This is a genomic window from Rhodovulum iodosum (genome assembly GCF_041020385.1).
In the GTDB taxonomy this organism is placed as follows: domain Bacteria; phylum Pseudomonadota; class Alphaproteobacteria; order Rhodobacterales; family Rhodobacteraceae; genus Rhodovulum; species Rhodovulum iodosum.
Genome location: NZ_JBEHHI010000003.1, coordinates 453100 through 478498, shown reverse-complemented (window position 1 = coordinate 478498; position 25399 = coordinate 453100). Strand labels below are relative to the sequence as shown.

At 65.4% G+C, this 25399-nt stretch carries 30 protein-coding genes, 1 tRNA gene and 1 pseudogene; 17 read left to right on the top strand and 15 right to left on the bottom strand.

Translation table 11 applies throughout. From position 1 onward, the window contains the following. Nucleotides 1–67: 67 nt before the first annotated feature. Together Ga0609869_RS16425 and Ga0609869_RS16420 are read left to right on the top strand one after the other, a co-directional pair. Nucleotides 68–400 carry a nuclear transport factor 2 family protein gene (locus Ga0609869_RS16425; protein WP_125404496.1) on the top strand — a complete coding sequence of 111 codons (333 nt, stop codon included), beginning with the start codon at nucleotides 68–70 and terminating at the stop codon, nucleotides 398–400. A gap of 106 nt (nucleotides 401–506) precedes the next feature. Then, complete coding sequence (locus Ga0609869_RS16420) at nucleotides 507–728, top strand: BrnA antitoxin family protein (protein WP_125404498.1); 222 nt, start codon at nucleotides 507–509, stop codon at nucleotides 726–728. A gap of 484 nt (nucleotides 729–1212) precedes the next feature. On the opposite strand, the gene Ga0609869_RS16415 is transcribed toward Ga0609869_RS16420, so the two are convergent. Beyond that, on the bottom strand, nucleotides 1213–2046 hold the full coding sequence (locus tag Ga0609869_RS16415; protein ID WP_125404500.1) for a hypothetical protein: 834 nt from the start codon (nucleotides 2044–2046) through the stop codon (nucleotides 1213–1215). A 38-nt stretch (nucleotides 2047–2084) separates the two neighbouring features. Beyond that, nucleotides 2085–3752, bottom strand: coding sequence for an energy-dependent translational throttle protein EttA (ettA, locus tag Ga0609869_RS16410; protein WP_125404502.1), 1668 nt, complete (start codon nucleotides 3750–3752; stop codon nucleotides 2085–2087). Between the two features lie 64 nt (nucleotides 3753–3816). Between ettA and Ga0609869_RS16405 the strand changes: the two genes are divergently transcribed. Both Ga0609869_RS16405 and Ga0609869_RS16400 read left to right on the top strand, forming a co-directional pair. Beyond that, complete coding sequence (locus Ga0609869_RS16405) at nucleotides 3817–4809, top strand: hypothetical protein (RefSeq protein ID WP_125404503.1); 993 nt, start codon at nucleotides 3817–3819, stop codon at nucleotides 4807–4809. A 13-nt stretch (nucleotides 4810–4822) separates the two neighbouring features. After that, on the top strand, nucleotides 4823–5425 hold the full coding sequence (locus tag Ga0609869_RS16400) for a nicotinate-nucleotide adenylyltransferase (protein ID WP_170168805.1): 603 nt from the start codon (nucleotides 4823–4825) through the stop codon (nucleotides 5423–5425). A gap of 75 nt (nucleotides 5426–5500) precedes the next feature. Here the strand turns inward: Ga0609869_RS16400 and Ga0609869_RS16395 are convergent, their stop codons facing one another. Continuing rightward, nucleotides 5501–7072, bottom strand: coding sequence for a lysine--tRNA ligase (locus Ga0609869_RS16395; RefSeq protein WP_125404506.1), 1572 nt, complete (start codon nucleotides 7070–7072; stop codon nucleotides 5501–5503). A 116-nt stretch (nucleotides 7073–7188) separates the two neighbouring features. Between Ga0609869_RS16395 and Ga0609869_RS16390 the strand changes: the two genes are divergently transcribed. Genes Ga0609869_RS16390 through Ga0609869_RS16380 form a run of 3 tightly spaced genes read left to right on the top strand, consistent with a single transcriptional unit; the run spans nucleotide 7189 to nucleotide 8690 of the window. After that, nucleotides 7189–7611, top strand: a complete 423-nt coding sequence (locus Ga0609869_RS16390) for a tellurite resistance TerB family protein (RefSeq protein WP_125404508.1) — start codon at nucleotides 7189–7191, stop codon at nucleotides 7609–7611. Beyond that, the gene (locus tag Ga0609869_RS16385; RefSeq protein WP_211336799.1) at nucleotides 7608–7985 is read left to right on the top strand and encodes a hypothetical protein; all 378 of its coding nucleotides are present in this window, start codon (nucleotides 7608–7610) and stop codon (nucleotides 7983–7985) included. The genes Ga0609869_RS16390 and Ga0609869_RS16385 overlap by 4 nt, the downstream gene beginning before the upstream one ends. Nucleotides 7986–8042: 57 nt before the next feature. Further along, nucleotides 8043–8690 carry a DUF3047 domain-containing protein gene (locus Ga0609869_RS16380; RefSeq protein WP_125404510.1) on the top strand — a complete coding sequence of 216 codons (648 nt, stop codon included), beginning with the start codon at nucleotides 8043–8045 and terminating at the stop codon, nucleotides 8688–8690. A gap of 20 nt (nucleotides 8691–8710) precedes the next feature. On the opposite strand, the gene dacB is transcribed toward Ga0609869_RS16380, so the two are convergent. Both dacB and Ga0609869_RS16370 read right to left on the bottom strand, forming a co-directional pair. After that, the gene (gene dacB / locus Ga0609869_RS16375) at nucleotides 8711–10207 is read right to left on the bottom strand and encodes a D-alanyl-D-alanine carboxypeptidase/D-alanyl-D-alanine endopeptidase (protein WP_125404511.1); all 1497 of its coding nucleotides are present in this window, start codon (nucleotides 10205–10207) and stop codon (nucleotides 8711–8713) included. An 83-nt stretch (nucleotides 10208–10290) separates the two neighbouring features. Then, nucleotides 10291–11184 (bottom strand): CHAD domain-containing protein, encoded by an 894-nt coding sequence (locus tag Ga0609869_RS16370; protein ID WP_125404513.1) that lies wholly within the window; start codon nucleotides 11182–11184, stop codon nucleotides 10291–10293. A gap of 106 nt (nucleotides 11185–11290) precedes the next feature. Between Ga0609869_RS16370 and Ga0609869_RS16365 the strand changes: the two genes are divergently transcribed. After that, the gene (locus tag Ga0609869_RS16365; protein WP_125404515.1) at nucleotides 11291–11695 is read left to right on the top strand and encodes a DUF4864 domain-containing protein; all 405 of its coding nucleotides are present in this window, start codon (nucleotides 11291–11293) and stop codon (nucleotides 11693–11695) included. Between the two features lie 102 nt (nucleotides 11696–11797). Beyond that, on the top strand, nucleotides 11798–14089 hold the full coding sequence (locus Ga0609869_RS16360) for a glycosyl hydrolase family 28-related protein (RefSeq protein ID WP_125404517.1): 2292 nt from the start codon (nucleotides 11798–11800) through the stop codon (nucleotides 14087–14089). A gap of 9 nt (nucleotides 14090–14098) precedes the next feature. Here Ga0609869_RS16360 and Ga0609869_RS16355 read toward each other — a convergent pair. From Ga0609869_RS16355 to Ga0609869_RS16340, 4 genes and pseudogenes are all read right to left on the bottom strand, one after another. Continuing rightward, nucleotides 14099–14541, bottom strand: a pseudogene (locus tag Ga0609869_RS16355) (DUF2182 domain-containing protein). Nucleotides 14542–14770: 229 nt separating this feature from the next. Further along, nucleotides 14771–14989: a hypothetical protein gene (locus Ga0609869_RS16350; protein ID WP_125404520.1), complete on the bottom strand. Its 219-nt coding sequence runs from the start codon at nucleotides 14987–14989 to the stop codon at nucleotides 14771–14773. Further along, the gene (locus tag Ga0609869_RS16345; RefSeq protein WP_125404522.1) at nucleotides 14986–15192 is read right to left on the bottom strand and encodes a hypothetical protein; all 207 of its coding nucleotides are present in this window, start codon (nucleotides 15190–15192) and stop codon (nucleotides 14986–14988) included. Before Ga0609869_RS16345 ends, Ga0609869_RS16350 begins: the two co-directional genes overlap by 4 nt. A 22-nt stretch (nucleotides 15193–15214) precedes the next feature. Beyond that, complete coding sequence (locus Ga0609869_RS16340; protein WP_125404524.1) at nucleotides 15215–15700, bottom strand: HugZ family pyridoxamine 5'-phosphate oxidase; 486 nt, start codon at nucleotides 15698–15700, stop codon at nucleotides 15215–15217. A 92-nt stretch (nucleotides 15701–15792) separates the two neighbouring features. Here Ga0609869_RS16340 and Ga0609869_RS16335 point away from each other — a divergent pair, with 92 nt between their 5' ends. Beyond that, nucleotides 15793–16392: a rhodanese-like domain-containing protein gene (locus Ga0609869_RS16335; protein WP_125404526.1), complete on the top strand. Its 600-nt coding sequence runs from the start codon at nucleotides 15793–15795 to the stop codon at nucleotides 16390–16392. A gap of 123 nt (nucleotides 16393–16515) precedes the next feature. Here the strand turns inward: Ga0609869_RS16335 and Ga0609869_RS16330 are convergent, their stop codons facing one another. Continuing rightward, the gene (locus Ga0609869_RS16330; protein ID WP_125404528.1) at nucleotides 16516–17196 is read right to left on the bottom strand and encodes a hypothetical protein; all 681 of its coding nucleotides are present in this window, start codon (nucleotides 17194–17196) and stop codon (nucleotides 16516–16518) included. Between the two features lie 138 nt (nucleotides 17197–17334). On the opposite strand from Ga0609869_RS16330, the gene parA reads away from it, so the two are divergent. From parA to Ga0609869_RS16310, 4 genes are all read left to right on the top strand, one after another. Continuing rightward, nucleotides 17335–17970, top strand: coding sequence for a ParA family partition ATPase (parA, locus tag Ga0609869_RS16325; protein WP_125404529.1), 636 nt, complete (start codon nucleotides 17335–17337; stop codon nucleotides 17968–17970). A gap of 64 nt (nucleotides 17971–18034) precedes the next feature. Then, complete coding sequence (locus tag Ga0609869_RS16320) at nucleotides 18035–18442, top strand: universal stress protein (RefSeq protein ID WP_125404531.1); 408 nt, start codon at nucleotides 18035–18037, stop codon at nucleotides 18440–18442. A 32-nt stretch (nucleotides 18443–18474) separates the two neighbouring features. Beyond that, nucleotides 18475–18795, top strand: a complete 321-nt coding sequence (locus Ga0609869_RS16315; protein ID WP_125404533.1) for an antibiotic biosynthesis monooxygenase family protein — start codon at nucleotides 18475–18477, stop codon at nucleotides 18793–18795. Between the two features lie 53 nt (nucleotides 18796–18848). Continuing rightward, a complete protein-coding gene (locus Ga0609869_RS16310; RefSeq protein ID WP_125404535.1) occupies nucleotides 18849–19319 on the top strand; it encodes a DUF427 domain-containing protein in 471 nt (156 codons plus the stop codon). A gap of 3 nt (nucleotides 19320–19322) precedes the next feature. Here Ga0609869_RS16310 and Ga0609869_RS16305 read toward each other — a convergent pair whose 3' ends face one another. From Ga0609869_RS16305 to uvrB, 4 genes are all read right to left on the bottom strand, one after another. Then, a complete protein-coding gene (locus Ga0609869_RS16305) occupies nucleotides 19323–19604 on the bottom strand; it encodes a DUF3175 domain-containing protein (RefSeq protein WP_125404536.1) in 282 nt (93 codons plus the stop codon). 71 nt (nucleotides 19605–19675) lie between these two features. Further along, nucleotides 19676–20188, bottom strand: coding sequence for a PH-like domain-containing protein (locus Ga0609869_RS16300; RefSeq protein ID WP_438826887.1), 513 nt, complete (start codon nucleotides 20186–20188; stop codon nucleotides 19676–19678). Next, on the bottom strand, nucleotides 20178–20831 hold the full coding sequence (locus tag Ga0609869_RS16295) for a hypothetical protein (protein ID WP_125404540.1): 654 nt from the start codon (nucleotides 20829–20831) through the stop codon (nucleotides 20178–20180). Before Ga0609869_RS16295 ends, Ga0609869_RS16300 begins: the two co-directional genes overlap by 11 nt. 8 nt (nucleotides 20832–20839) lie before the next feature. Continuing rightward, a complete protein-coding gene (gene uvrB / locus Ga0609869_RS16290; protein ID WP_125404541.1) occupies nucleotides 20840–23023 on the bottom strand; it encodes an excinuclease ABC subunit UvrB in 2184 nt (727 codons plus the stop codon). 151 nt (nucleotides 23024–23174) lie between these two features. Here uvrB and Ga0609869_RS16285 point away from each other — a divergent pair, with 151 nt between their 5' ends. The 3 genes from Ga0609869_RS16285 (at nucleotide 23175) to Ga0609869_RS16275 (ending at nucleotide 24390) form a co-directional block, all read left to right on the top strand. After that, nucleotides 23175–23816, top strand: coding sequence for a VPLPA-CTERM sorting domain-containing protein (locus tag Ga0609869_RS16285; RefSeq protein WP_125404543.1), 642 nt, complete (start codon nucleotides 23175–23177; stop codon nucleotides 23814–23816). Between the two features lie 142 nt (nucleotides 23817–23958). Further along, nucleotides 23959–24270, top strand: coding sequence for an ETC complex I subunit (locus tag Ga0609869_RS16280; RefSeq protein ID WP_125404545.1), 312 nt, complete (start codon nucleotides 23959–23961; stop codon nucleotides 24268–24270). A 43-nt stretch (nucleotides 24271–24313) separates the two neighbouring features. Beyond that, a tRNA-Arg gene (locus Ga0609869_RS16275) sits at nucleotides 24314–24390 on the top strand. 35 nt (nucleotides 24391–24425) lie between these two features. On the opposite strand, the gene Ga0609869_RS16270 is transcribed toward Ga0609869_RS16275, so the two are convergent. After that, nucleotides 24426–25193: a heparan-alpha-glucosaminide N-acetyltransferase gene (locus Ga0609869_RS16270; protein WP_125404547.1), complete on the bottom strand. Its 768-nt coding sequence runs from the start codon at nucleotides 25191–25193 to the stop codon at nucleotides 24426–24428. Nucleotides 25194–25399: the final 206 nt, after the last annotated feature.

Here is a 25399-nt window from a genome sequence, read left to right as displayed (position 1 = left end):
GACAGAAGATTGCCAGACCGGCGCGAAGGGCGGATACTGGAACTATAATAATGGGAGGGAATGATAAATGGCGATCTTCGAGAAGATGCATGCAGCGGTGGCGAACAACGACGCCGAGGCGTACCTGGACCTTTACGGCGACGACGCCGTTTTCGTGCGCCACCAGACGGGCGCGACCATGGGCAAGCCGCAATTTGCAGAGATGATCCGCAAGATGATGGCCTCGGACAAGATGAACATGGGCGACCGGCGCTGCATCTACGAGAACGACGACATCCTCGTGGTGCATTCCATCAACGACTACCCCGACGGCACGCGCGAGGCGGTGCTGATGGCCATGACCCTGAAGGACGGCAAGATCGACCGGGTCGAGACCGGGGCGACGCCGCTGTCGAAATAGGCGACCGCCGATATTCGGTGCCTGTGAGCTGACCGCCCTTGGTTGGGTCGGTCGGGTTCGTGGTGTGGTGCGTTGGTAGCCATCCTAGACACCCCCCGTCGCGTGGATGCTGCACATGATCGTCCATGGCCGCAAGATGGAGGCGCTGCACGTCCCCGACGCTTGGCACATCCTGCCCGAGATCTATCCGCAGAAACCCAGGAAGGTGAAGATCACGCTGACGCTGGAGGAACCGGTGGCGAAATTCTATCGCGCCAACGGGCGGGGCTACCAGGCGCTGATCAACGACGTGCTGAACCTCAGGCGCAGCTGCGGCTGGCCAAGGTGATCGAGGGGCTGGAGGACAAGGGGCCGAGCGGGGAGCCGGTTTGAGGGGGTAGACAACGAGCCCCTTGACTAATCTCGCGGCCCTCGCCGAAGTCGACGCAAGAAGGCGTTATAAGCGCCAAGGAGCTTGAGTTTTCTATCAAGATATGTTGCGGAGGCCGAAATGCAAAAAACGAAAGCGTAGAACAAATAGGGATCTATCGCACGGCCAGACTTTACTATCCCAAAATACATGAGATTGGAGACAAATAAAACCGCCAACACGACGCCGCTAACGGCCGCTAAGTGCGCAACTCGTTCTCGCCGATCAAGACTATTGCAGGAATCGCTGGGGTAAGACTTCAAGGAAAAAAAGCTTCCGACTCCTGCACCAAGCCCTGAAAGCGACAAGGCTGTGATGAATTCGTAAAACCCGAGCAGCTGGGGCCCCTTAATGAGCCATGGAATTAGCGCCGCTGCCCCAGCGGCTCGCAGAGTCGGAGGTATCATTGCGAGCTTTGTATGGAGTAGTCTGCGCCAATAATTACTCCACTCGCAAGAGTGTAAGCTGAAAGGGTCTCGCCGAACTGACCATCCAATAATATTTGAATTCGGGCGGTGTCTTGAAGCAATATGGTAGCATCCTGTGTGCCGCCAAAATCTCTGTTCTCTACATAACCCAGATCAAATAAAATATCTCCAAGAGTGCCAATAGAAATTGTGCCCGCGAACACCTCGATCGACGCCCCCAACTCCTCTTGCGATAAGGAGGTTCCACGGAACGAGATTAGTGAAGCATCCGTACCATCGGTAGCACGAAGAGAAACAGTAATTTGCTGATCCGCCCCTTCAAAGAGAAACTCAGACTCTCCGACCGGATAGGGAAGTCCTTCAGGGTCACGGGAGAATACTCTAAGCTCAGATATCCACTTTCCAGCAAATTGCAGCAGGCTTCGCTTACAAAAACCGTCCCGGGTTTGAGAGCCGGCAGGGCAATAGGTAAATGTTGGAACGTCGTCCGTTGACCATGTTCTAGTCGAAACCGTCGATTGCTCTTTGATCATTTCAGAGTGCACAACGGGGTAATCAGTTTTTTGAACGCAATAATCTGCCGGCAAGGGCCCTTTGGCATCAGCGCCAAATCGGGCGCCTGACCAAAAGAACGTGCTTGGCGTTGCGCCTTGGTTGCAAACCTCATAGACCGCGCGGTTTTTATCTGCCTTTGCTGATGAAAAATGATGGCCGCTCGTTGAGTGTTCAAGCACTTCTTTTACTTCAAAAGCTTGAACTGACGGGGCAGCGGACACAAAGGTCAACAAAATTGCTAATGTTTGTTTCATGATACCCTCTGACACCGAAAGAGCGGCCGGCTACTAGGTTACCGCGCGAACTTCTTGTACTTCACCCGCTTCGGCTCCACCGAGTCCGGGCCGAGGCGGCGGATCTTGTCTTCCTCATAGGCCTCGAAATTGCCCTCGAACCATTCGACATGGGCTTCGCCCTCGAACGCTAGAATATGCGTGCAGAGCCGATCAAGAAAAAATCGGTCGTGGGAGATGATCACGGCGCAGCCTGCGAAATCCTCCAGCGCGGCTTCCAGCGCCTGCAGGGTTTCCACGTCGAGGTCGTTGGTGGGTTCGTCCAGCAGCAGCACGTTGCCGCCGGACTTCAACAGCTTGGCCATGTGGACGCGGTTGCGCTCGCCCCCCGACAACAGCCCCACCTTTTTCTGCTGGTCGCCGCCCTTGAAGTTGAAGGCCGAGCAATAGGCGCGGGAGTTCACCTCGGCATCGCCCAAGACCACGATGTCGAGCCCGTCGGAAATTTCCTCCCACACGGTCTTGTCGCCGTCGAGTGCGTCGCGGGACTGGTCGACATAGGAAAGGCTCACGGTGTCGCCGAACTCGATGCTGCCCTCGTCGGGCTGTTCCTGCCCGGTGAGCATGCGGAACAGGGTGGATTTGCCCGCGCCGTTGGGGCCGATCACGCCGACGATGCCGCCGGGCGGCAGCGCGAAGGACAGATCCTCGATCAGCAGCCGGTCGCCGTAGCCCTTTTTCAGCCCCTCGACCTCGATCACGCGGCCGCCGAGGCGCGGGCCGTTGGGGATGATGATCTGGGCGCGGGAAAGTTTCTCGCGCTCGGACTGGCCGGCCATTTCCTCATAGGCCTGGATCCGGGCCTTGGATTTGGCCTGGCGGGCCTTTTGCCCGGCGCGGATCCAGTCGAGCTCGCGTTCGAGCTGTTTCTGCTTGGCCTTGTCCTCTCGCGCCTCCTGCGCCATCCGCTTGGCCTTTTGTTCCAGCCAGGCGGAATAGTTGCCCTCGTAGGGGATACCGCGGCCGCGGTCCAACTCCAGAATCCAGCCGGTGATGTCGTCGAGGAAATAGCGGTCGTGGGTGACGATCAGGATGGTGCCCTTGTAGTCGATCAGGTGTTGCTGCAGCCAGGCCACCGTTTCGGCGTCGAGGTGGTTGGTCGGCTCGTCGAGCAGCAGCATCTCGGGCGCGTCCAGCAGGAGCTGGCAGAGCGCGACGCGGCGGCGTTCGCCGCCCGACAGGCTGTCGACCGGGGCGTCGTCGGGGGGGCAGCGCAGCGCCTCCATCGCGACGTCGATCTGGCTGTCGAGGTCCCAGAGGTTCTGCGCGTCGATCTCGTCCTGCAGCGCGGTCATCTCTTCCATCAGCTCGTCGGAATACTCCTCGGCCACCTTCATCGCGATCTCGTTGAAGCGGTCGAGCTTCTCCTTCTTCGCGGCGACGCCCAGCATGACGTTTTCGCGCACGGTGAGCTTTTCGTCGAGCTGCGGCTCTTGCGGCAGGTATCCGACGCGGGCGCCCTTGGCGGCCCAGGCCTCGCCGGAGAAGTCCTTGTCCCAGCCGGCCATGATGCGCAGCAGCGTGGACTTGCCCGCGCCGTTGACGCCGACGACCCCGATCTTGACCCCCGGCAGGAAGTTCAAGCGAATGTTTTCAAAACATTTCTTGCCGCCCGGATAGGTCTTGGAAACGCCATCCATGTGGTAGACATATTGGTACGAAGCCATGCGCCGGCGCCCCTCGTGAGTTGTCAGGTATCTGGATTGCGCATATAGAACGCGCCGCACCTGCATGCAACGCGGGGTTTGGGGAGGGCCGGTGGGCACGCTTTTCATTCATATCGGCCACGACAAGACCGGGTCGAGCTACCTGCAGGCCTATCTTGCCCGCAATGCAGATGCGCTGGGGGCGCGGGGTATCCTCTATCCCGGCCGGACGCGCGCCATGGCGCGGGCTGCGGCAGGCGGCGTAAGTTCCGGAAACGGGCGGTTTTTCGAGGCGCCGGAGGCGCTGGAGGCGGCGGCGCGCGAGCGGGCGGGGCGCGACGTTCTGCTCAGTTACGAGGGGTTTTTCAACGCGCTCAACGCGCGGCCCGGCGAGACACTGGCGCGGTTTCAGTCCTGGCGCTCGGCGCTCGGGCTCGACGAAATCAGAGTGCTGCTTTTTACGCGCAATCCGGTGGGCCATGCGGCGTCTGCCTATCAGCAGATGGTGAAATCGGGAAAGGTGCGCCATGCTCCGGACCGCTATTTCCTGAACTACCGCCGCCCGCAACAGGTCTGGAAGGTGATGGGAAGGGTGGGCGCCGCGCCGGGGGTTACACTCGATCTGCGCAACTACGACGCTTGCCGAGCCGATCTTCTGGGAGAGCTGTCGCGATGGCTGGGGCTGGCCGATTTTGACTGGGCCGCGCCGCCGGTCGAGCAGGTGAACCGGTCTATGACGGCGGCGGAAATCAGGCTGTTGCTGGCGCTGAACCGGGTTCTGCCGCGGGCCAGCCTGATCGTCGCGAACGGGTTTGCCGAGGCGATGCCGGGGCTTGCATCCACTCGGGCGCTACCCGGGCGCGGCGTGCAAAAGAAGATGATCGACGCCAATGCCGATGCGATCGCGCGTGTGAATGCCCGCATGCCAGACCCGGCTCAACGCTATCGAGTCGACTATGCCGACCCCGGGGACGCAGGCGCCGGGCGCGGGCTGAGCCTGCGTCATTACCTGGTGATGGCCGGGTGCCTCAGCGCGCTGCCCGTCCGCGCCGCGGCCGCGGCACTGGGCCGGGCGTGAGGGGCGCGGCATGATCCGGGCGGGGCTGCCGCGCGCCGCTGCGGGAATGTCGGTCGGGCTGCTGGGCGGGTCGTTCGACCCGGCCCATCCCGGCCATGTGCATATCACGCGCCAGGCGCTGAGACGCTTTGCGCTGGACCGCGTGTGGTGGCTGGTCAGCCCCGGCAACCCGCTGAAGACCGAGGGGCCGGCGCCGCTGGGCCGGCGGCTCGAAGCGGCGGCGGCGCTGATGTCTCATCCCCGCGTCTGCATCACCGATCTCGAGGCCCGCATCGGTACCCGCTACACCGCGGCGACGCTGGGCCGGCTCCAGATGCTTTATCCGGAGGTGCGCTTTGTCTGGCTGATGGGGGCGGACAACCTGACCGGGTTCCACCGCTGGGACCGCTGGGAATGGATCATGGAGAACGTGCCCATCGGCGTGATCGCGCGGCCGGGTCAAGGCATCGCTGCGCGGCGGTCGAAGGCGGCGCTGCGATACGCCAATGCCCAGTTGCCGGGTCGGGCGTCGTTCACGCTGGCGGGGCAGGCGGCGCCAGCCTGGTGCTATGTCAACGTGCCGATGGTCGATATCTCGTCGTCCGAGATCCGCGCCCGCGGCGACTGGCGGCGCTAGCCGCCTTGCACGGCGTTCAGAAGGCTTGTGCCGAGAGCCTTGCGAGAACTCTTCAGACGCATTCCCGGCGGGGGGCTAGCCGCGCGCAAGTGCCCTGTCGATCAGCGCTACCGTCTCGTCGATGCCGTAAAGCGCGACAAACCCGCCGAAGCGCGGACCCTGGCTGGCGCCCAGCAGCACCTCGTAAAGCGCCTTGAACCAATCCCGCAGCGGCTCGAACCCGTGGTCCTTGCCCACCGCGAAGACCAGCGTTTGCAATTCTTCGGCGTCGAGCCCGCCATCCCAGGCGCGCAGCCTCTGGGCCAGATCCTCGATCGCCGCGCGTTCCTTTTCGTCCGGTGCGCGGACCTGGCGGTGCGGGGCCACGAAATCGCGGAAATAGCGCACCGCGAACTCTGCCGCCTGGTCGAGGTCGGGGTGGGTGTCGGGGCTGGCCTCGGGGGCGTAGCGCCTGATGAAGCCCCAGAGCCCGGTCTTGTCCTCTGCACCGGCCACAGAGGCGAGGTTCAGCAGCATCGCGAAGGACACGACCATGTGGCTTTGCGGCGGCTGGCCGTTATGGATGTGCCAGACCGGGTTGTTGATCTGCGCGGCCACGTCCTGATCGGGGAAGGCGCGCAACTGCTGGTGATATTCGTCCACCGCCTTGGGGATCACGTCCCACCACAGCCGCTTGGCGGTCTTGGGTTTCTGGAACATGAAATAGAACAGGCTTTCGGTCGAGGCGTAGGTGAGCCATTCGTCGATGGAAAGACCGTTGCCCTTGGATTTCGAGATCTTCTCGCCGTTCTCGTCGAGGAACAGCTCGTAGGTGAAATGCTCGGGCTTCTTGCCGCCCAGGATCTCGCAGATCCGGTCGTAAATCGGGGTGTTGGTGGAATGGTCCTTGCCGTACATCTCGAAATCGACGTCGAGCGCGGCCCATCGTGCGCCGAAATCGGGCTTCCATTGCAGTTTCACGTTGCCGCCGGTGACGGGTAACGTCCATTCTCGGCCCTCTTCGTCGTCGAAGGTGACGGTGTGGTTTTCCGCGTCGACGTGTTTCATCGGCACGTAAAGCACGCGGCCGGTTTCGGGGTGCAGCGGCAAAAAGATCGAATAGGTCTGCTGGCGTTCCTCACGGAGCGATTTCAGCATCACCTGCATGACATCGTCATAGCGTTCGGCGGCGCGCTTCAGCACCTCGTCGAACTGGCCGGATTTGTAGAAATCGGTGGCCGAGTAGAACTCGTACTCGAAGCCGAACGTGTCGAGAAACCGGCGCAGCATCGCGTTGTTGTGGTGGCCAAAGCTCTCGTACTCGCCGAACGGGTCGGGGACGGAGGTCAGCGGGCGCTGCAAATGGTCGCGCAGCATCTCGGGGCTGGGCACGTTGTCGGGCACCTTGCGCATGCCGTCCATGTCGTCGGAAAAGCAGATCAGCCGCGTCGGGATGTCGCTGATCGCCTCGAAGGCGCGGCGGATCATGGTGGTGCGGGCGACCTCGCCGAAGGTGCCGATATGGGGCAGGCCGGAGGGTCCGTAGCCTGTTTCGAACAGCACATAGCCCTTGTCGGCCGCGCCCCGCTCGGCCCGTTTGAGCAGTTTGCGCGCCTCTTCAAAGGGCCAGGCCTTGGATTTCATCGCCGCATCGCGCAGTTCGGACATCTCAAACGCTCTCAGAAGGGTCGGGCTGTCTGCCCGTCAAGCTCCGTGTCCTATTGCCCGCCCGGGCCCGCGTCAATATTCTGCGCCGCGACAGTCCTTTTTCGGAGCCGCGCCACGTGACACCCCGCCCCAATCCGCTTACCGCCCAGGACAGCCTGGTGGCGATCATGATCGCCGTGTCCGCCTCGGACGAGAACATCCGCACCGCGGAACTGGTGACGATCGAGCGGATCGTGAACCACCTGCCGGTCTTTGCCGACTACGATCAGGACCGCATTCGACCTGTCGCCCAGACAGTGCTGGAACTGTTCGAGGAATATGACGGGCTCGACGCGCTGTTCGGGCTGGTGCGCGACGCGCTGCCGGACAAGCTGGCCGAAACCGCCTATGCCATGGCCTGCGACGTGGCCGCGGCCGACGGCAAGCTGGGCGACGCGGAGCTGCGGCTGCTCGAGGAAATCCGCTACGAGTTGAATATCGACCGGCTGGCCGGCGCCGCGATCGAGCGGGCCGCCCGGGCGCGGCACATGGTGCTGTGACCGGCGCCATCGCGCCCGGCCTGCCGGACCGGTTCTGGCCCTTCGCCGATGCCTTCGTCGCGGGGGCCACGGTGGTGATCGACCGGCCCCGGGGCAGCCGCCACCCGCGCTTTCCCCAGATCGTCTATCCGCTCGATTACGGGTATCTCGACGGGACGACCGCGATCGACGGCGACGGCGTCGACCTCTGGCGCGGCAGCCTGGCCGGCGCGCGGGTCGAGGCGGTGCTGGCCTCGATGGACCTGACCAAGCGCGACGCCGAGCTGAAGCTCTTGCTCGGGTGCACCCCGGCGGAGATGGAAACGATCATGGCCTTTCATAACCAGAGCGAGTTCATGGCCGCGGCGCTATTGCCGCGACCGGCCGGAATTTGAGCCGCCCGGCGGACAGGCAGGGCATTTGCGCTATCTGCCTGCCGAAGGAGGCACGCTATGCGCAAATTGATGACAGCCCTCGTCTGCCTTCTGGCGACCGCGCCGGGTATGGCAGAGGCCGGGCAGATCGCCTTCGCCGAGGGGTGGAAAGAGCAACGGTTCTCGCTTTTGTCGAGCAACGACTACGCGCTCGACGGTGACAGTCTCGGCGTGCGGTCGGATGGCACCGTGTCGCTTTTGTGGACGGCGCTGCCGCGCGATATGTGGCAGGGACGGCGGGCGTCATGGGAATGGGCGGTCGAGCGGTCCGTGCCGGCGACCGATCTGACGCGCAGGGGCGGGGACGACCGGAACCTTTCGCTCTATTTTCTTTTCCTGCCCGAAGCGGCGGCGCTGGAGGCGCGGGGCAAGGGTGTGCGCGCCCTTTTGGACAACCCGCAGGCGCGTGTGCTGATGTATGTCTGGGGCGGCGCCCATCCGCGGGGACAGGTCCTGCCCAGCCCCTATCTTGGCGCGCGGGGGCGCAGCGTCATCCAACGTCAGGCGGGCACCGGGGCCGCCGCCGAGCGCGTCGATCTGCGGCGCGATCACCGCCGTGCGTTTGGCGAGCCGCCCCAGAGCCTGGTGGGCGTCGCCGTGTCGTCGGACAGCGACGATACGGGCACACGCGTGTTGGCGCGGATCGCGGACCTGCGGGTCGAGTAGCTGCGGGCGGGCGCCCCGGTCTACCCGTAAAGCGCCAGCCACCGCTTGATCAGGTCACTCTGCAACGTCCGGGCCCGTCCCACCCAGGCACGCCCGCCTTCGGGGCGTTCGCGCTCGGCCGGTACCAGGCTGGCGCGGCGTGCAGGATCGGCGGTGAAGATGGCAAAAGCCAGATCCGGGCCGGACGGGGCGCGGATATACCCCGCCAGTGCCGACACGAAATTGAGCGTGCCGGTCTTGGCGCGGATCTCGACCGGATGGGCGCGCATCGGCCGGCCCTGGTCATCGCGCAGCGCGATCGTCTTCAACAGCGGGCGCAGCGGGCCGTCGGGGCCGACCTGTGCCAGCGCGCGCACCATTTCGGCCGCCGACAGGCGCGAGGCATCGCCCAGCCCGGAATGGTCGACGAAGCGCGCCTTGTGGGCGCCGAGGCGCGTCTCCATCCAGCCGGCCATCGCGTCGCCCGACGCGTCAAGCGATAGCGCGGGCAGGCTGCGCGCGCGGGTGGCGGTCAGCCCCACGGCCTCGGCGGTCATGTTGGTCGAGTATTTCAGCATGTCGCGCAGGATGTCGGGCAGCGGGGCGCTTGCGTGGCGGGCCAGCGCCGTGCCGCCGGGCAGCCTGTCGGCCGCCTCGGGGCGGGGCAGGGCAATGCCGTGGGCCCGCGCGAGGGTCTGGAAGACCTCGGCGGTGTAAAGCGCCGGGCGCCGGACCGGCAACCAGCGCGCCCCGCCCTTGCCCAGTGCGCCACGCGCGACGGTCCATTCGTCGACACCGCCCTTGCTTGAATAGGTGTAGACGGGGGCGGCGCGGTTGACGACCTGCATCCGCGCGACGCTGACCTCCGGGCGGTATCGCTGGGCGCGTGCGTCCATGGTCACCGCGTAGCCGCCAGACCCGCGGCGCCACTCGAAATGCACCCGGTTGAAATTGAGGTTCAGCCCGCAGATTGCCGGGTTGTAGCCGACATGAGGTGGTTGGCCGGGGTCGATTGCCGCGACCGAGGGCAGGGCTCCTGCGTAATAGCGAAACCGCCCGGCCACCTCGCGCAGCCCGGCGGCGTGCAGCTGCGCGGCGAGATCGGCCAGCATGTCGGTGTCCAGCGTCGGATCGCCGCCGCCCACCAGGACCAGGTCACCATCGAGCCGCCCGCCCGACACCGGCCCGGTGGCGATCACCTGGGTGGTGAAGCGGTAGGCGGGCCCCAGCGCCTCAAGCCCATAAAGCGCGGTGAGCGCCTTGGTGACCGAGGCCGGCGGCAGGCCCAGAAGCGGGTTTTTCGCCTCGAGGATCTCGCCGGTCCGGGCATCGGCGACGGCGTAGCCGATCTTGCCGCTGAGCCGGGCCTTGGCGATCAGCGCTGCGGCATCGGGGGCGGCGGCGTTTTGCAGACCGGCGGGGCGGGGCGCCGGGCGCGGCGCCTGCAGCGGCGCATTGGCCAGTGCGCCCTGTGCCGCACCGGCCCCAAGCGCGGCCAGAACCCAGCGCCGTGAAAGGTTTGTGCCCCTGTTCGCCATTGCGCGAACTCAAGCAAATCCAGCCGTGTCGGGCAAGCCTCTGTCGCGGTTGCGCGGTCGAAATGGGCGCCGATCGGGTGCGTTCAGGCCACAGCCTTGCGCCAGTCGCGCCACCAGCCCTTCCAGCGGTGAGCGATGGCCTTGGCGGGGCGCGAAAACAGGCGGGTGCCAAGATCGCGCGCCTCGTCCTCCAACTCTGCCTGTCGGGCGGCGGCCAGCCGGTCGAAGCGTGCGCGGGCGTCGGCATCGATCGGAAGGTCTGCGGCGCCGGCGATATGGGCGCGCAGCACCGCCAGGTCGTGATGCGCGCCCAGCAACTCGCCCAGGTCGCGCGCCTTGGCGGCGCGGTCTTTCAGCACCTTGGGCCGCAGCCGGCGCAAGAGCTTGGTGTGGTACCAGTGCGCCTTCACCCGTTTGCGCCAGTCGTGGATATCCTCGTCGCTGGCGCGGTCATGTACGAGCCGCAGGTCGCGCCGCGCCGCGCCAAAGGTCTTTTCGATACCGGGTTTCAGCGCCTTGAATCCTTTTTCGGTCAGCCGCCAATGTTTGACCCGCTTGCGCAGGGCCACCAGTTCGGCGCGGAACCGCGCGAGATCGTCATCGCTATGGGCGTTTTCGGCGGCGTGGTCGCGTGCGGCGGCGAGGTAGGTGCGGATCGTGGCGAAGCCGCCGGAATGGGTGGCCTCCATCAGCTTGTCGAACGTCTCTACCCGTGCCTCGCTGTCGCGCAGGGCAGACAGGCCGCGCGCAGCATCGCGGATCGCGGCGTTTTCGGCGGCGTAGCCGGGAAAGGCGTGGCGGACGAGGCGGATCAGCGCGCGCAACCGCTTGGCCCGCTTGCGCACCTGATGCACCTTTTCGGGCTGCGGCATGTCGGGGTCGTCGATCTCGGCAAGGGCGCGGTCGATCTCTTCGGTGGCGATGCGGCGCAGCGCGGCCTGGACGGAGCGGTCCTTTCGGCTGAGCGCGTAGGCCATCGTGTCATCTCCTCTTCGCGGGATACCGACCGGCTATTGTGAACCGGGGCGGGGCCGCGTGCGTAAAAGTTAACATACACATACAAAGCTCGGATTTGGAGGCAGCATGCGCCGCATATTGTTGGGTTTTTTCACCGCCCTCGCATTGGGCGGTGCGGTCGCGGCCCAGGGCGACGGCGACGCGCAAGAGGTGATCGACGCCCAGATCGAGGCCTTTCTGCGCGACGATGTCGCCGAAGCCTTTACCTACGCCTCACCCGGCATCAGGCGTCTTTTCGGAACGGCCGAGAATTTCGGGGCGATGGTGCGGCAGGGCTATCCGATGGTCTGGCGCCCGGCCGAGCGGCGGTATCTGCAAAGCGAAGGCGCGGGCACCCAGCAACGCCAGATCGTGCAGATCGTCGATGCCGAGGGTCGGCTGCATCTGCTGGAATACGACATGATCGCGACCGAACGCGGCTGGCGCATCGACGGGGTGCGCATTCTGCAGGCGCCAGATCTGGGCGTCTGAGCGTACGGTCGCACAACCTCTGATTATCTTCTCAAGCGTAGACCGCTTTCCCAAGGCGGGCCGGTGGCCGGCCATGGATCACGACGCGCAAGGGGATATCGGATGAACAAGGCGATTACCGAAGGGCTGAATCTGATGCCGCCGTCCTTTGCCGAGGGGCTGGACGTGTGGTCGCGCGAGGACGGCACGCCGGGCACGGACACCTACGAGGGCGCGGCCGACGCGGCGCTGGTGCCGGCGGACGCCGACTTCGCAGGCTGCCTGGAACTGGCCAAGACCGAAACGGTGCAGAAGCTGCGCCACATGGGGCAGACACCCATTCTGCCGGGCTGTTACCTGCGGGTGCGCGCGCGGGTGAAGGCGGTCAGCGGCAACCTGCCGTCGGTGCGCATCGCCGCATGGGCGGGCGATGCCGGGGGCGATCATGTGAGCGGGCTGACCGAGACCGGCCCGTCGGTGACACTGACCAGCTATGGCAAGGTGTTCGAGGTCAGCGCGATCATCGGCACAGGCCTTCGCGGCGGGGTGGACATGGCCTGGGGCACGGCGCCGGCCTTTGCCCATGTCGGGCTCGACCTGACGGGGCCCAATGGCGGGGTCGTGCGGGTCGACGATATCGAGGTCGAGGACGTCACCTCGGTCTTTTTGCGCGACATGATGGACTGGGTCGATGTGCGCGATTACGGCGCCATCGGTGACGGGGCGACCGACGACAGCGCCGCGTTCGAGGCGGCTGATGCTGCCGCGGGCGGGCGCTCGGTCATGGTTTCGGCGGGCGATTATTGGCTGGCCCAGCATGTGACCTTCGAAAACCCGGTACGGTTCGAGGGTACCGTGTCGATGCCCGCAGACAGGCGGCTGACGCTGACCCGCAATTTCGATCTGCCCAGCTATATCGACGCCTTCGGCGACGAAGTCGAGGCGTTCCGCCGGGCCGTGGCGGTGCTGTTCAACTTCTCCGACCACGAAAGCCTGGACATGAAGGGACGCCGGGTAGAGCTGGACGGCCCCATCGACATCCAGGCGGCGGTGGCCAACAAGGACACGTTCTCGCAGCGCCGGGTGATCCGCAACGGCCAGTTTCGTGCCGATGCCGGCAGCGCGTGGGACACCGAGATCGTGGCGTCGCAGGCCAGCTATTCGACGTCGAACCCGACCGAGTTGACCGCCGTCGACAACATCGCCAGCATTCCTGTCGGCGCGCTGGTCGAGGGGCTGGGCGTGGGCCGCGAAGTCTACGTGCGGGCCAAGAACACGGGCGCCGGCACCCTGACGCTAAGCCAGCCGCTCTTCGCCGCGGCGGGCACCCAGACCTACACCTTCCGACGCTTCAAATACGTTCTCGATTTCAGCGGTTTCGCGTTGCTCGACAAGTTCGTTCTGGACGATATCGAGTTCCTCTGCGACGGCGAGGCCAGCGCGGTCATGCTGCCCCAGGAGGGGCAGATCTTCCACATCCGCGACTGTTTCATCACCAAGCCGAAGGATCGCGGCATAACCTCGGTCGGGGGCGGATGCTATGCGATGCATGTGGACCGCTGCCAGTTCATCTCGAACGAGCAGGCGCTGCGCGCCCAGGACCGCACCACCATCGCGATGAATGTCAACTCCAACGACGCCAAGATCCGCGACAACCGTGTGGTGCGGTTTCTGCATTTCGCGGTGATGAACGGCTCGGGTCACATGATCGCCAATAACCACTGGTTTCAGGGAGATACCGAGACCGACGGTCTGCGAACCGCGGGCCTGGTGCTGACCCAACCCAACGTCAAGACGACGATCACCGGGAATTACATCGACAACAGTTTCGTCGAGTGGACCAACGAACATGACGCGCGTCCCGACTTTTCCGACGAGTATTCCTTTGGCGGGCTTACGGTGACGGGCAACATCTTTACCGTCAACGACGCGGCGGCCTGGTTCCGATGGTTCGTGATCAAGCCGCACGGGACGGGGCATTTCCTGCACGGGCTGACACTGTCTGACAACTGCTTCAAATCGCTCAACGGCGATGTCGACCGGATCGACCGGGTGGACACCACCTATGCTGATCTCGACATGGGGATGGCGCGCAACGTCAACATCGTGGCCAACACCTTCAACGGGGTCGACCAGATCGTGTCGAACCCGGTGACATTGCAGGTCGACCAGAACACCGACATGCGCAACTGGACGCTGAATTTCGGCGGTTACCTTCCCTTCGGCGGCTGGGCGCGGAACGTGACCGCAATCGTCGCCGAAAACCAGATCAGCGATGCCGGCGGCGGCACGGTGGCGGCCATGCCCTATGCAAGGGTCGAGCAGGGGACGAACCGTAACCAGGTGATCCTGACCTGGCCCGATCCCTGCCGCGGGCGGGTGAACGTCACGGTGCGGATGGATAACCCCGTCTAGCGGCGGATCTCAGGCGATCAGAACCGCGCCGGTCATCATGCCGGCGGTCCGGCCCGAGGCCAGCAGTTTCTCGGCCAGCACCAGGACGGCAAGCAGGATGATCCAGTAAAGGTTCATCACCCCGCCGAAGAACAGAAGTGCTATCAGGCTCCAGCAGCAGCAAATGCAGTATCGCCCGTGATCAAGGCCCATGCGCAGCGCCCCGGCGGCCCCGGGGCGCCAATGCCGTGCGAAATAGCCCTTGGGATTGCGACAATGGCGCAGGCAAGTCTGCTTGATCGGAGTGACTGGTAGATCCCCGCCGCCAGCAACAGCACCGCCGCGAACAGCGCGTTGGTGCTGTTCATCATCATCGGCGACAAAAGGCCGGCCCTTACGAACCTGTATTGCAGGGCGACCGCCAGCAGACTGAAACCGCCCCAGGCCAGCAGGTAGGCCAGCAGGAACACCATTGTCCGCCTTGATGGCCACTGCCGCCCATGGCCATGTCCATCGCGCCTTCGCCCGGCCCCTGCGACGCGCAGAGCGCCAAGGAGAGCGAGGGCATCTCTGCCGCCGTTATCGGTATCCCCGCGCCCTTCAGGATGTAAAGCCAGCTGAGCCCGAACGCGACGGCGATCAGCGCGAGGACGGTGGCGCGGTCGAAGCCGAGCGCGCGCAGAAACGGTGAAAAGGGGCGGCTCATGGCGCCAGTTCGGCGGGTATCTCCGGCGCGACTGCTCGGGCCCGTATTTCTTGCCGTCGCGCCCCCAGGGCGACATGGGCCATCGAGCCGTCGTTGCGGTTGAGGTCGAATTCCGATGTGCCTGTGCGCTCGGCAAAACGCGCCGCGCCTTGGGCCTCGTGAAACACCCAGCCGTCGGGCAGAACGGTGCGGACGGGTTGCTCTTGGTCGGTCACCGGGTGCGGATCGGCTCGTGGTGGGTTTCCACGATCACGCGGGCGATCTGGAACATGGTGCCCGGCGGCTGATCCTCTCCGGTCAGGATGAATAGAACCTCGTCGCCCTGTTCGCCGGTGATCGCGGGTTCGGGGATCGGACGCATAGACCCCTCGCCGCGGTGGATCGCCCGCGGGAAATAGCAGGTCGCCGGCGCCTTCATACTGTCTTTCGACAGGACGTGCTCAGGCGAAATCGGCCGCGCTCAGGCCATAGGCCTTGCCGAAGCCACCATTCAGCAGCGCGCGGTGGGGCACCAGCCGGACAAAGCTGAAATCGGCGAAATCGACATATAGCTGTGCCTTCGGGTGGCTCAGCAGGTAGTCCTCGCGCAAGGCGGCGTGATCGGCGGTCGAGCGGGGCACGAAATGGGCGCGGGCCTGAAGCGTGATCCGCGGATAGGTTAGCGGGTCACCCTTGGGACCCGGCTCTCCCAGCAGCAACGAACAGGCGGAATTGGCGCGCAGCGCGGCGGTGTGGGCCGACAACTCCGAGACCAGGGTAAGCGGCTGGCCCGCGGCGTCGGCCCCCACCGCGACGCGCGAGACGAAAGGGTCGCCCGTCTCCGGGTCGAGCACCCCCAGCGCGCCGAACCGCGCGCCGGCGATCAGGCTGCGCGCCAGTTTTCGTGCCGCGTCGTCGGTCGGCAATAGGGGTGTCCTGACGCTCATGGCGGCATCATGCACCCGCGGCTGCGGTTTGCCTAGGGTTGCGTCTGCGGCGGCGGCAGGGTTACCTCGGCGCCGAAAGATGGGAGGACATCATGGGACCTAAGATTCTTCTGGCCGCGGCGTTGGCGCTGACGGCCATTCCGGCCGCGGCAGAAGACCTGGAGGTCAATATCCGCAAGGACAGGCCCACGGTGACCGTCCAGACGCCCTCGGGCCCGGTCGAGATCCGGCGCATTCAGGACACGGACCACGAGGTGACGGGTGAATGGGCGCGCACCTCTCGTGCCTGCCCGCCCTTCTGCATCCAGCCAATGACCCCCGCGCCGGGGGTCGAGACCATCGGCGAGCTGGAATTGCTCGACATGCTGGAAAACCCCGATGTCACGGTGATCGACAGCCGCACCTTGCCATGGTTCGAAAAGGGCTCGATCCCCGGTGCGGTGAACATCCCCTACACGCAGATCATCGACCATTTGGCGGTACTGGGATGCGAGCCCGATTTCGATGGATGGGATTGCGAGAATGCGCAAGAGGTGGCGCTGTTCTGCAACGGGTTGTGGTGCGGCCAGTCGCCCACGGCGATCAGGAACATGATCGAGGCGGGCTATCCGGCCGCGCGCATCCATTACTATCGCGGCGGGATGCAAAGCTGGCGCGTGCTGGGGCTGACGGTGACAGGGCCCGGGGAATAGGGCCATAGGTCTTGAATGGCGGCTCGGTGCCCTCGGCTCGTGTCCGGGGCCAGCGGCGAAACGCGGCTGACCGCTGCTTTCGCTTGGCGTACGCCGATCCGCTGACGCCCGCCTCTCCTGCGCCTAGAACGCGACCCAGGTACCGAGTTTCACCCCGACCCTCGTGTCGCCTAGCGCGGCAGCGGTCAGCCCCAGTTCCAGATGGCCGTGCCGGCCCACCCGTTGGACAAGGCTGGGGGCGAGGCGCAGATAGGGCGCGGCGCCCGGATAATCACCGGTCTGGATCTGCAGGATCAGCATTCGCCCAGGGCGGGGTTTCAACCCCAGCGTTGTATCGGCCTTGAGCGCCGTCTCGGCGCTTTCCACCCGGTGTTCGGCGTAGCTTTCCACCCCGGCCCAGCCGGGCCCCCAACGGGTGTTCAGCCCCATTCCCCATGAAAGCCCCGGGCGCAGCACCGGCTCGGCCCGCCGGCCCGCCCGTCCACGCGCGCCAAGCCCCAGTTCCGCGGCAACGCGGTGCCGCCCCGCGCCCCGGTCGAGCGATCGGCGCAGATAGGCGATCGCCGTCCACGACCCCGCGTCGCGGGCATGCCCGGCATCCAGTCCCAGCGTCAGGCGCGGGCCGAGCCCGTATTCGGCGTAGAGGCCGGCATAGCTGTCGGGTGTGCCGCCCCGCTGGCCGGGGTCGGCGGAATGTGCCTGGCTGAAAGACAGAAACGCCTGCCCCTCGCCGCGCGGCCATGCCCCGGCATGGGCGCCCGGCGCGCCCAGCAGCAGCATGAGAACCAGACAGATCACCCGCATCGCGCCTTCCTTTGCGGGCCAGCGTGCTGCTGAACCGGTTAACCTTTCGTTAACCAGAGCCGCTTTGCGGGAAGGGACGTGCAAATCCGCCCGCCCCATGCCATGCTGCGCGGCAGCATTCCGCAAAAAAGGTGGGACATGGCAGGGCGCATCATCACCATCGCGCAGCAGAAGGGCGGCTCGGGCAAGACCACGCTCGCGGCCAATCTGGCGGTTGCCTATGCGCGCCAGGGGCTGAAAGTGGCGGTGATCGACACCGACCCCCAGGGCAGCCTCGGGCGCTGGTTCATGACCCGTCTCGAACGGCTGGGCGCGCCGGATATCGAGTTTTCCACCGCCTCGGCATGGGGCGTGGGCTATGAGACCGGGAAATATGCCGGCAGCCATGACATCGTGCTGGTCGACACGCCGCCCAAGGCCGACAGCGATTTGCGCCCGGCGCTACGCGCGGCCAGCCTGGTGCTGGTCCCGGTGGCGGCCAGCCACGTCGACCTCTGGGCGACCGAGGGCGTGCTCGACCTCGCGCGGCGCGAGGGGCGCGCGGCGATGGTGGTGTTGAACCGCACCCGCGCGGGCACGCGGCTGGGCGCCGAAGTGGCCGAGAAGGCCGGCGCGATGGAAGCGGCGCTGGCGGTGGCGCAGCTCGCCCACCGGGTGAGCTATGCCGAGACGCTGGGCCAGGGCCTGGGCGTGCTCGAGGCGGCGCGCAAGGGCCCTGCCGCGGCCGAGATCGCGGCGCTGGCCGAGGAGGTCGCCGCCGCCCTCGCCGCATGATTTGCGTCAAGGCGCACGACCGCGCCCGGTGGCAGGATGCACCTCGAAAGAGGGAGCAACGGCAATGTACAAGACCATTTTGGTGCCCATCGCGCTGGATCACGACGCCCATGCCGCCGAGGTGCTGGCCATCGCCCGGGCGCTGCGGGCCGAGGGCGGCAGGATAACCGCGCTGACCGTGGTGGAGGAGATCCCCGCCTATGTCGCGCAATACCTGCCCGAGGGGCAGGAGTCCAAGACCCGCGACGAGGTGCGCTCGGGCATCTCGGCGCTGTTGGAAGGCGCCGGCGATGTCGAGGCGCGGGTGGTCAGCGGCCATGCCGGCGTGACCATCGTCGATTATGCCGCGCGTCACGATGTCGACTTGATCGTGATGGCCTCGCACCGGCCCGGTCTGCAGGATTACTTCCTCGGTTCCACCGCCGCGCGGGTGGTGCGCCATGCCCCCTGTTCGGTGCATGTTCTGCGCTGAGAGGTCCCATACGAGTCGGAGAGAAAGACGCCATGCCCACCATTTCCAAGAACGCCGAGCTGCAGACGGTGATCACCACGTTCGATGTGACGCCAGGCACCTGCCAGGATCTGCTTGACGAGCTGGCCGATGCCTATACCCACTTCATCTCGAAACAGCCCGGCTTCATCGGCGCGGGGCTGCATGTGAACGACGCCCAGACCCGCATCGCCAACTACTCGCAATGGGAAAAGCGCGAGGATTTCCAGGCGATGCTGCGCTCTGACGAGATGCGCGCGCGCAACCGGCGCATCGCGGAACTGTGCAAAAGCTTCGAGCCGGTGATGTACGATGTCTTCGGCGCCTTCAACTGAGGCTGGACGGGCGCGCCGCGGGGCTTAGGTAGGGGCGCGAAGGAGCCCCGCCCATGCTGCCGCCCGAAAACGTGCAGGACTATCCCCGCCCGCCCGCTCTGGAACCCGCCGGCGCGCGGCTGCGGGTGATGTTCGGCGGCGCGGTGATTGCCGATACGACGCGCGGCCTGCGGGTGCTGGAAACCCACCACGCGCCCACCTATTACTTCCCGCCCGGCGACATCGCCGAGGGGGCGCTCAGCCCCTGCCGGGGGTCGAGCCTTTGCGAATGGAAGGGGCGGGCGGCCTATTTCGACGTGCTGTCCGCCGGACAGACCGCGCGAAAGGCAGCGTGGACCTGCCCCAAGCCCACGCGCCGCTTCTCCGATCTGGCCGGCTACGTGGCTTTTTACGCCGGCCCGATGGAGGCCTGTTTCGTGGGCGAGGAAGCGGTGATCCCCCAGCCCGGCGATTTCTACGGCGGCTGGGTGACGGCGAATTTGCATGGCATCGTCAAGGGCGGGCCGGGCACGTTGGGATGGTAACCCCTATTTGCCGTAAAGCGCCCGCAACTCCACCTTGGCCTGCTCCAGCACCGCGCGCTGCGCGGGGTCGAGGCCGTGCCCCGCCCGGTTGATATAGAAGGTCAGCATCGACATGGCCGATTGCAGCGGCGTGCCCTTGCGGTTGGGGCTCTCCTCGGCCGCGCGCTTCAGTTCCGCGGCGATCCGCTTGGGGTCGTCCCAAGTGAAGAGGCCTTCGTCGAGGTCGAGCGCGTGGCTGGTCTGGGTGACATGCTGCGACCAGCGATGGGAGTCTTTCTCGGGCATGGGGAGAGCATAGCCCGTAGGGTGGGTGAAACCCACCATCCGCCGCGCGATGCGGTGGGTTCGCACCCACCCTACGCCTGTCCGATCCGCCGGTTCAGATCGTCGGCGAAGCGCCTCATTGCCGCTCGGTCGCGGCCGAGATAGAAGCCCGAGGCGAGCGCCCGCCCGTCGCGCCGCCAGTCGATTTTCAGGACCGGCCGACCGAGGATCCACTGCCCCGCATGGGCGGTGACGAGCGAGGCGCCCCGCATCGCGCCCCAGGGGATGACGACCTCGTCTTCCAGCAACAGCCGCTTGAACCGCAGCCCGTGGGCATCGAGCGTCAGATGCCCGTTGCCCCGCGCGAAATACCCCTTCGCCCGGTCCCGCCGCCACCAGCGCCCGCCGATGGTCGTACCGAGGTAATTGCCCTGTTTCATCGGGGGCTCCTTTTGGCGGTGTCTTGGGGGGATATGGGGAGGGGGTGTGCGGGTCGGAAGGGCTCGGGTCGAAGCGGTGTAGGGTGGGTGTGAACCCACCACGGCGAGGGCGTCGGATTGGGTGCGGTGGGTTGGCACCCACCCTACGGTTGCTTCACGCCTCATTGTTCCTTGTTGAAAATGGAAGAAGTATGCAATCTTTCATAAGGGCTTCAGCGACTTCTCCAGGGTCTGATGATAGAGTATCTATTTCCATAATCCATTTCGGGTGAGAAACCATAATTTTTGCTGCTTGAGAAAGTGCTTGGCCAATTCCGCCATGAGATCGCACGCTTTCGGAAAATCTACTTTGAAATTCATCCCATGAAAATTCTTTGCTATCAATGCGTAAGTCCTTTACCAGTTTCACCTTAACATTTCTTTGCGAGTAGTTGTTCAGGAAGCCATGAACCCACTGATCTCGTGCATACCTAACTGTCAATTGTAGGTCGGTCGAAACCAGAGAAAGCAACTTGCCTGCGAATTGCGCTTTTACTGCAAGTATCTCACCATTCATGCCTAGAGTGTCAAAGCCCTTTTGCCTGGCCTCGTCTACGAGCCGTGGTAAGCCTCTCTCACTGGCCTCGAAAATATCGTAAAGTGAGCAGAAGTATATTGAGAAGGCTTGAGCGCGCAATTCTTGGTCGTCTGTTGTGGTTGGGTCCAAGAAAAATCTGCCCCAAGCCCGCAAGGGTATTGTTGCCCCACTCACAAGTTGAGCCATGCCGTGAGAAATTCTCACTTTCTCTTTAGAATCTTCAGGCCCCATTTGACAGCTTATCTCCTCCCCCTCTTCCCGCCGCGCTGCCCGGCGCGCCCCGCCGTCGACCGCCCCTTGGTCCCCACGGCGCTTTCCACCGCCTCTTCCACCGCCGATTGCCGCGCCAGCGGGTCGTCGGAAATCGCCAGGTCCACCGCCTCCAACCGCTTGATTTCATCGCGCAGCCGCGCGGCCTCTTCGAATTCCAGGTTCTCGGCGGCCTTGCGCATGTCGGCGCGCAGCCCGTCGAGGTGCGCCTCCAGGTTGGCGCCGTGCATGGGCTTGTCGATCTGCGCGGTCACCCGGTTCATGTCGACATCGCCCTGGTAGAGACCCGCCAGAATATCTTCGACGTTCTTCTTCACCGTCGCGGGGGTGATACCGTGTTCCTGGTTGTAGGCGATTTGCTTTTCCCGGCGGCGGTCGGTCTCTCGCAGGGCGCGCTCCATGCTGCCGGTGATGCGGTCGGCATACATGATCACCCGGCCGTCGACGTTTCGCGCCGCCCGGCCGATGGTCTGGATCAGCGAGGTTTCCGAGCGCAGGAAGCCCTCCTTGTCCGCGTCCAGAATGGCCACCAACCCGCATTCGGGGATATCCAGCCCCTCGCGCAGCAGGTTGATGCCCACCAGCACATCGAAGGCGCCCAGCCGCAGGTCGCGCAGGATCTCTATCCGCTCGATCGTGTCGATGTCGGAATGCATGTAGCGCACGCGGATGCCCTGTTCGTGCAGGTATTCGGTCAGGTCCTCGGCCATGCGCTTGGTCAGCACCGTGCAAAGCGTGCGATACCCCGCGGCGGCGACCCTGCGCACCTCGTCCAGCAGGTCGTCCACCTGCATCTCGACCGGGCGGATTTCCACCTGCGGGTCCAAGAGGCCCGTGGGGCGGATCACCTGTTCGGTGAAGACGCCGCCGGTCTGCTCCATCTCCCACGGGCCCGGCGTGGCCGAGACGAAGACCGACTGCGGGCGCATCGCGTCCCATTCCTCGAATTTCAGCGGGCGGTTGTCCATGCACGACGGCAGGCGAAAGCCGTGTTCGGCCAGCGTGAACTTGCGCCGGTAATCGCCCCGGTACATGCCGCCGATCTGGGGCACCGAAACGTGGCTTTCGTCGGCGAAGACGATGGCATGGTCGGGGATGAATTCGAAAAGGGTGGGGGGCGGCTCTCCGGGGGCGCGGCCGGTCAGGTAGCGCGAGTAGTTCTCGATGCCGTTGCAGACGCCGGTGGCTTCCAGCATCTCCAGGTCGAAATTGGTGCGCTGTTCCAGCCGCTGGGCCTCCAGCAGCTTGCCCTCGGCCACCAGTTGGTCCAGCCGCTGGCGCAGCTCTTTCTTGATCTGCTGGATGGCCTGCTGCATCGTCGGCTTGGGCGTGACGTAGTGCGAATTGGCGTAGACGCGGATACGGTCGAAGGTGTCGGTCTTTTGCCCCGTCAGCGGGTCGAACTCGGTGATGCCCTCCAGCTCGTCGCCGAAAAACGACAGCCGCCAGGCGCGGTCTTCGAGGTGGGCGGGCCAGAGCTCCAGCACGTCGCCGCGCACGCGAAAGCTGCCGCGCTGAAAGGCCTGGTCGTTGCGGCGGTATTGCTGGGCCACCAGGTCGGCGATGATCTTGCGCTGGTCGTAGTCGTTGCCGGCGATCAGGTCTTGCGTCATCGCGCCGTAGGTCTCGACGCTGCCGATGCCGTAGATGCACGAGACCGAGGCCACGATGATCACGTCGTCGCGCTCCAGAAGCGCCCGTGTCGCCGAATGGCGCATCCGGTCGATCTGCTCGTTGATCTGCGATTCCTTCTCGATGAAGGTGTCCGAGCGCGGAACGTAGGCTTCGGGCTGATAATAGTCGTAATAGCTGACGAAATATTCCACCGCGTTTTCAGGGAAGAACCTCTTGAACTCGCCGTAGAGCTGGGCGGCCAGCGTCTTGTTGGGCGCAAGGATGATGGCCGGGCGCTGGGTTTCTTCGATCAGCTTGGCCATGGTAAAGGTTTTGCCCGTGCCGGTGGCGCCCAGAAGCACCTGCTCGCGCTCGCCGGCGGTCACGCCCCGGGCCAGCTCGGCGATCGCCGTGGGCTGGTCGCCGGAGGGCGAAAACTCGGTATGCATGACGAAACGCTTGCCGCCCTCCAGTTTTTCCCGCTCGCGGACAGGGGGCGCTGCGGCGGTGAGCGCGGAGGGTTCGGTGGAATAGGGCATGATCGGTCCTTGGTTGCCTCGATGAATGTAATGCGCCATGGGGCGGCCCGCCAGAGAGCACGCCAACCTTCGCCGCCCCCGTGGACATTGTTCGAGCCGCGGCCCCGTGGTACCATCGCGCCTAGCCAATTTGCTTTCAGGGAGTTTTCGGATGTCGATTTTTCGTCCCGCCCTGGCCGTGCTTGTCGCGCTGGCAACGCCGCTTTCCGCGCAGGCCGCCACCACGCTTTACACCGATGTCGCCAGCTTCACCGCAGGCACCGGTGCCACGGCCCAGCCCGCTCTGCCCTTCGTCGGGGTGTTTACGGGCAGCGAGACCGTGGGCGATCTGACCTTCACCAACGTCTCTGGCAACACAATCATCAACGACACCACCTGGTCGACGCTGATCCCGGGCCGCGAGGTGGCGATCAGCGGGCGCGAGGACCTGGATATCGGCTTTGCCGCGCCGCTGTCGGCGTTCGGCTTCTACGCGCATGAGCCGAGTACCTCGACCGGCGTCACAGACGGATGCAACACGACCTGTGTGCCGTCGCTCTTTTCGCTGACGCTCTACTCCGGTGCGGCCACGGTGGGCTCGGTCGCGTTCAACATCCCCGACGATACGCTCGCCTTCTTCGGGCTCTCCTCCACCCTTGCGTTCGACAGGGTGGAACTGCGCGAGACCACGGGCACCGCGGACAACGAATTCTTCGGCGGGTTCTACACCGCACCGGCGCAGGTTCCGGTGCCGCCGGCGGCACCGCTTCTGGCCATGGCGCTGGGCGGCCTCGCCCTGCTGCGCCGGCGCTGAGGGCATCGACGCCCCCCGGCGCACGTATCTCGCCTGGGTTTCGGCATCGCGGTAGTCCCGCGGCATGCAGGCTCTGCTTGCACTGAACGCGCCGAGCTTTCATATATTGCCCAGCAAGATCTCGGGGAGGACGGAGACAGCCATGCGCGCCCGCATCTACCAGCCTGCGAAGACCGCTATGCAGTCCGGCACTGCAAAGACCCATCATTGGGTACTGGAATTCGCCCCGGCTTCGCCGCGCGAGGTCGACCCGCTGATGGGCTGGACCAGTTCTGCCGACACCCAGGCCCAGGTTCGCCTGCGGTTCGAAACCCGGGAGGCTGCGCTGGACTACGCGCGCGAGCACGGCATCGACGCCCAGGTCTTCGAGCCCAAGACGCGCAAGCCGAACATCCGCCCGGGCGGCTATGGTGAGAATTTCGCCACAAACCGCCGCGCGGCATGGACCCACTGAAACGCTTGAAACCGGTGGCGGCGGGGGGCACAACACGCCAAGCGGCCCCGTAGCTCAACTGGATAGAGCAGGCGACTTCTAATCGCCAGGTTGAGGGTTCAAGTCCTTCCGGGGTCGCCAGGCCATCCGATCGCCGCGCCGACCGCCGATCCCGCCTATCCCGACGCCCACGCCACCAGCCCGATGACGCCGAAAAGCACCGGCTGGTGCAGCAGGTAAACCGCCAGGCTGTGCCGGCCCGGCCAAGCCAGCAGGTGCACCGGCAGCGCCGATGGCCAGCCGGGCTCGATTCCGGCGGGCGGGACGGCCTTTGCCAGTGCCATGCCTGCCAAAAACGCCGAGAGCCAGGGGACGAGCGGCACGAAATCGACCGATGGCCGCACCGCAGCGCTGAGCCCCGTCCAGGCCAGCCATGGCGAGGTAAAGAGCGCGCGGCCCAACGTGGCGTCGGCGATGACGACCGCCAGCGCCGCGGCTGCGACCAGCCATGCCGGCATCCGCAGAAACACCAGGCCGATCACGCTGGCGCCGGCGATGGCGTGCAATATGCCGAAATAGATGAATCGCGAGGGCAGCGCCGCATAGGTGACGAGCGAGATGATGCAGGCCGCCCCGGCGATCCGGATCAGGCGCTTGACCCATGCCCTTGCGCGGAACCGGTTTTGGTAGGCGACGACGAAGCTGACGCCGGAGATGAACAGGAACGACCCGGCGACGATACGGGCAAAGACCGCCCAGCCGCCGGTCAGCGTGGTTCCCGCATCGACGAACCCGAAGAATTCGAGGTCATGGGCAAAGTGAAAGACGACCATGCCCAACAACGCGGTCGAGCGCGCGAGGTCGATCCACTGCAGCCGCGGCCGGCTTTCGGTGCCCAAGGGCCTGGTGCCGGGCGCGTCCGCGTTGTCGTGCGCAGGCAACATCTAGGTGCAGTCTCCCGGCTTGCCGCCGCGGCGGCGGCGTTTGGCGGCGCTGATGCGCGTCTCGGGGATCCTTGCGTTTTCAAAGGGGCCTGTCGAGGTGCGATCGGCGCGGGACCGGCGCCTGGCCCGTTGCGGCCCGCGGGGTGCCCTGCCCGCCAAGGCGGGGGCCTACCCGGCGGCCCCCGGCGCGGTGCAGGGCGCGCGAG

Coding starts and splice junctions, on each gene's coding strand:
- Ga0609869_RS16425 (WP_125404496.1), top strand. CDS start 68: ATGGCGATCTTCGAGAAGATGCATGCAGCGGTGGCGAACAACGACGCC.
- Ga0609869_RS16420 (WP_125404498.1), top strand. CDS start 507: ATGCTGCACATGATCGTCCATGGCCGCAAGATGGAGGCGCTGCACGTC.
- Ga0609869_RS16415 (WP_125404500.1), bottom strand. CDS start 2,046: ATGAAACAAACATTAGCAATTTTGTTGACCTTTGTGTCCGCTGCCCCG.
- ettA (WP_125404502.1), bottom strand. CDS start 3,752: ATGGCTTCGTACCAATATGTCTACCACATGGATGGCGTTTCCAAGACC.
- Ga0609869_RS16405 (WP_125404503.1), top strand. CDS start 3,817: ATGCAACGCGGGGTTTGGGGAGGGCCGGTGGGCACGCTTTTCATTCAT.
- Ga0609869_RS16395 (WP_125404506.1), bottom strand. CDS start 7,072: ATGTCCGAACTGCGCGATGCGGCGATGAAATCCAAGGCCTGGCCCTTT.
- Ga0609869_RS16380 (WP_125404510.1), top strand. CDS start 8,043: ATGCGCAAATTGATGACAGCCCTCGTCTGCCTTCTGGCGACCGCGCCG.
- dacB (WP_125404511.1), bottom strand. CDS start 10,207: ATGGCGAACAGGGGCACAAACCTTTCACGGCGCTGGGTTCTGGCCGCG.
- Ga0609869_RS16370 (WP_125404513.1), bottom strand. CDS start 11,184: ATGGCCTACGCGCTCAGCCGAAAGGACCGCTCCGTCCAGGCCGCGCTG.
- Ga0609869_RS16365 (WP_125404515.1), top strand. CDS start 11,291: ATGCGCCGCATATTGTTGGGTTTTTTCACCGCCCTCGCATTGGGCGGT.
- Ga0609869_RS16360 (WP_125404517.1), top strand. CDS start 11,798: ATGAACAAGGCGATTACCGAAGGGCTGAATCTGATGCCGCCGTCCTTT.
- Ga0609869_RS16345 (WP_125404522.1), bottom strand. CDS start 15,192: ATGAAGGCGCCGGCGACCTGCTATTTCCCGCGGGCGATCCACCGCGGC.
- Ga0609869_RS16340 (WP_125404524.1), bottom strand. CDS start 15,700: ATGAGCGTCAGGACACCCCTATTGCCGACCGACGACGCGGCACGAAAA.
- Ga0609869_RS16335 (WP_125404526.1), top strand. CDS start 15,793: ATGGGACCTAAGATTCTTCTGGCCGCGGCGTTGGCGCTGACGGCCATT.
- Ga0609869_RS16330 (WP_125404528.1), bottom strand. CDS start 17,196: ATGCGGGTGATCTGTCTGGTTCTCATGCTGCTGCTGGGCGCGCCGGGC.
- parA (WP_125404529.1), top strand. CDS start 17,335: ATGGCAGGGCGCATCATCACCATCGCGCAGCAGAAGGGCGGCTCGGGC.
- Ga0609869_RS16320 (WP_125404531.1), top strand. CDS start 18,035: ATGTACAAGACCATTTTGGTGCCCATCGCGCTGGATCACGACGCCCAT.
- Ga0609869_RS16315 (WP_125404533.1), top strand. CDS start 18,475: ATGCCCACCATTTCCAAGAACGCCGAGCTGCAGACGGTGATCACCACG.
- Ga0609869_RS16310 (WP_125404535.1), top strand. CDS start 18,849: ATGCTGCCGCCCGAAAACGTGCAGGACTATCCCCGCCCGCCCGCTCTG.
- Ga0609869_RS16305 (WP_125404536.1), bottom strand. CDS start 19,604: ATGCCCGAGAAAGACTCCCATCGCTGGTCGCAGCATGTCACCCAGACC.
- Ga0609869_RS16300 (WP_438826887.1), bottom strand. CDS start 20,188: ATGAGGCGTGAAGCAACCGTAGGGTGGGTGCCAACCCACCGCACCCAA.
- Ga0609869_RS16295 (WP_125404540.1), bottom strand. CDS start 20,831: ATGGGGCCTGAAGATTCTAAAGAGAAAGTGAGAATTTCTCACGGCATG.
- uvrB (WP_125404541.1), bottom strand. CDS start 23,023: ATGCCCTATTCCACCGAACCCTCCGCGCTCACCGCCGCAGCGCCCCCT.
- Ga0609869_RS16285 (WP_125404543.1), top strand. CDS start 23,175: ATGTCGATTTTTCGTCCCGCCCTGGCCGTGCTTGTCGCGCTGGCAACG.
- Ga0609869_RS16280 (WP_125404545.1), top strand. CDS start 23,959: ATGCGCGCCCGCATCTACCAGCCTGCGAAGACCGCTATGCAGTCCGGC.
- Ga0609869_RS16270 (WP_125404547.1), bottom strand. CDS start 25,193: ATGTTGCCTGCGCACGACAACGCGGACGCGCCCGGCACCAGGCCCTTG.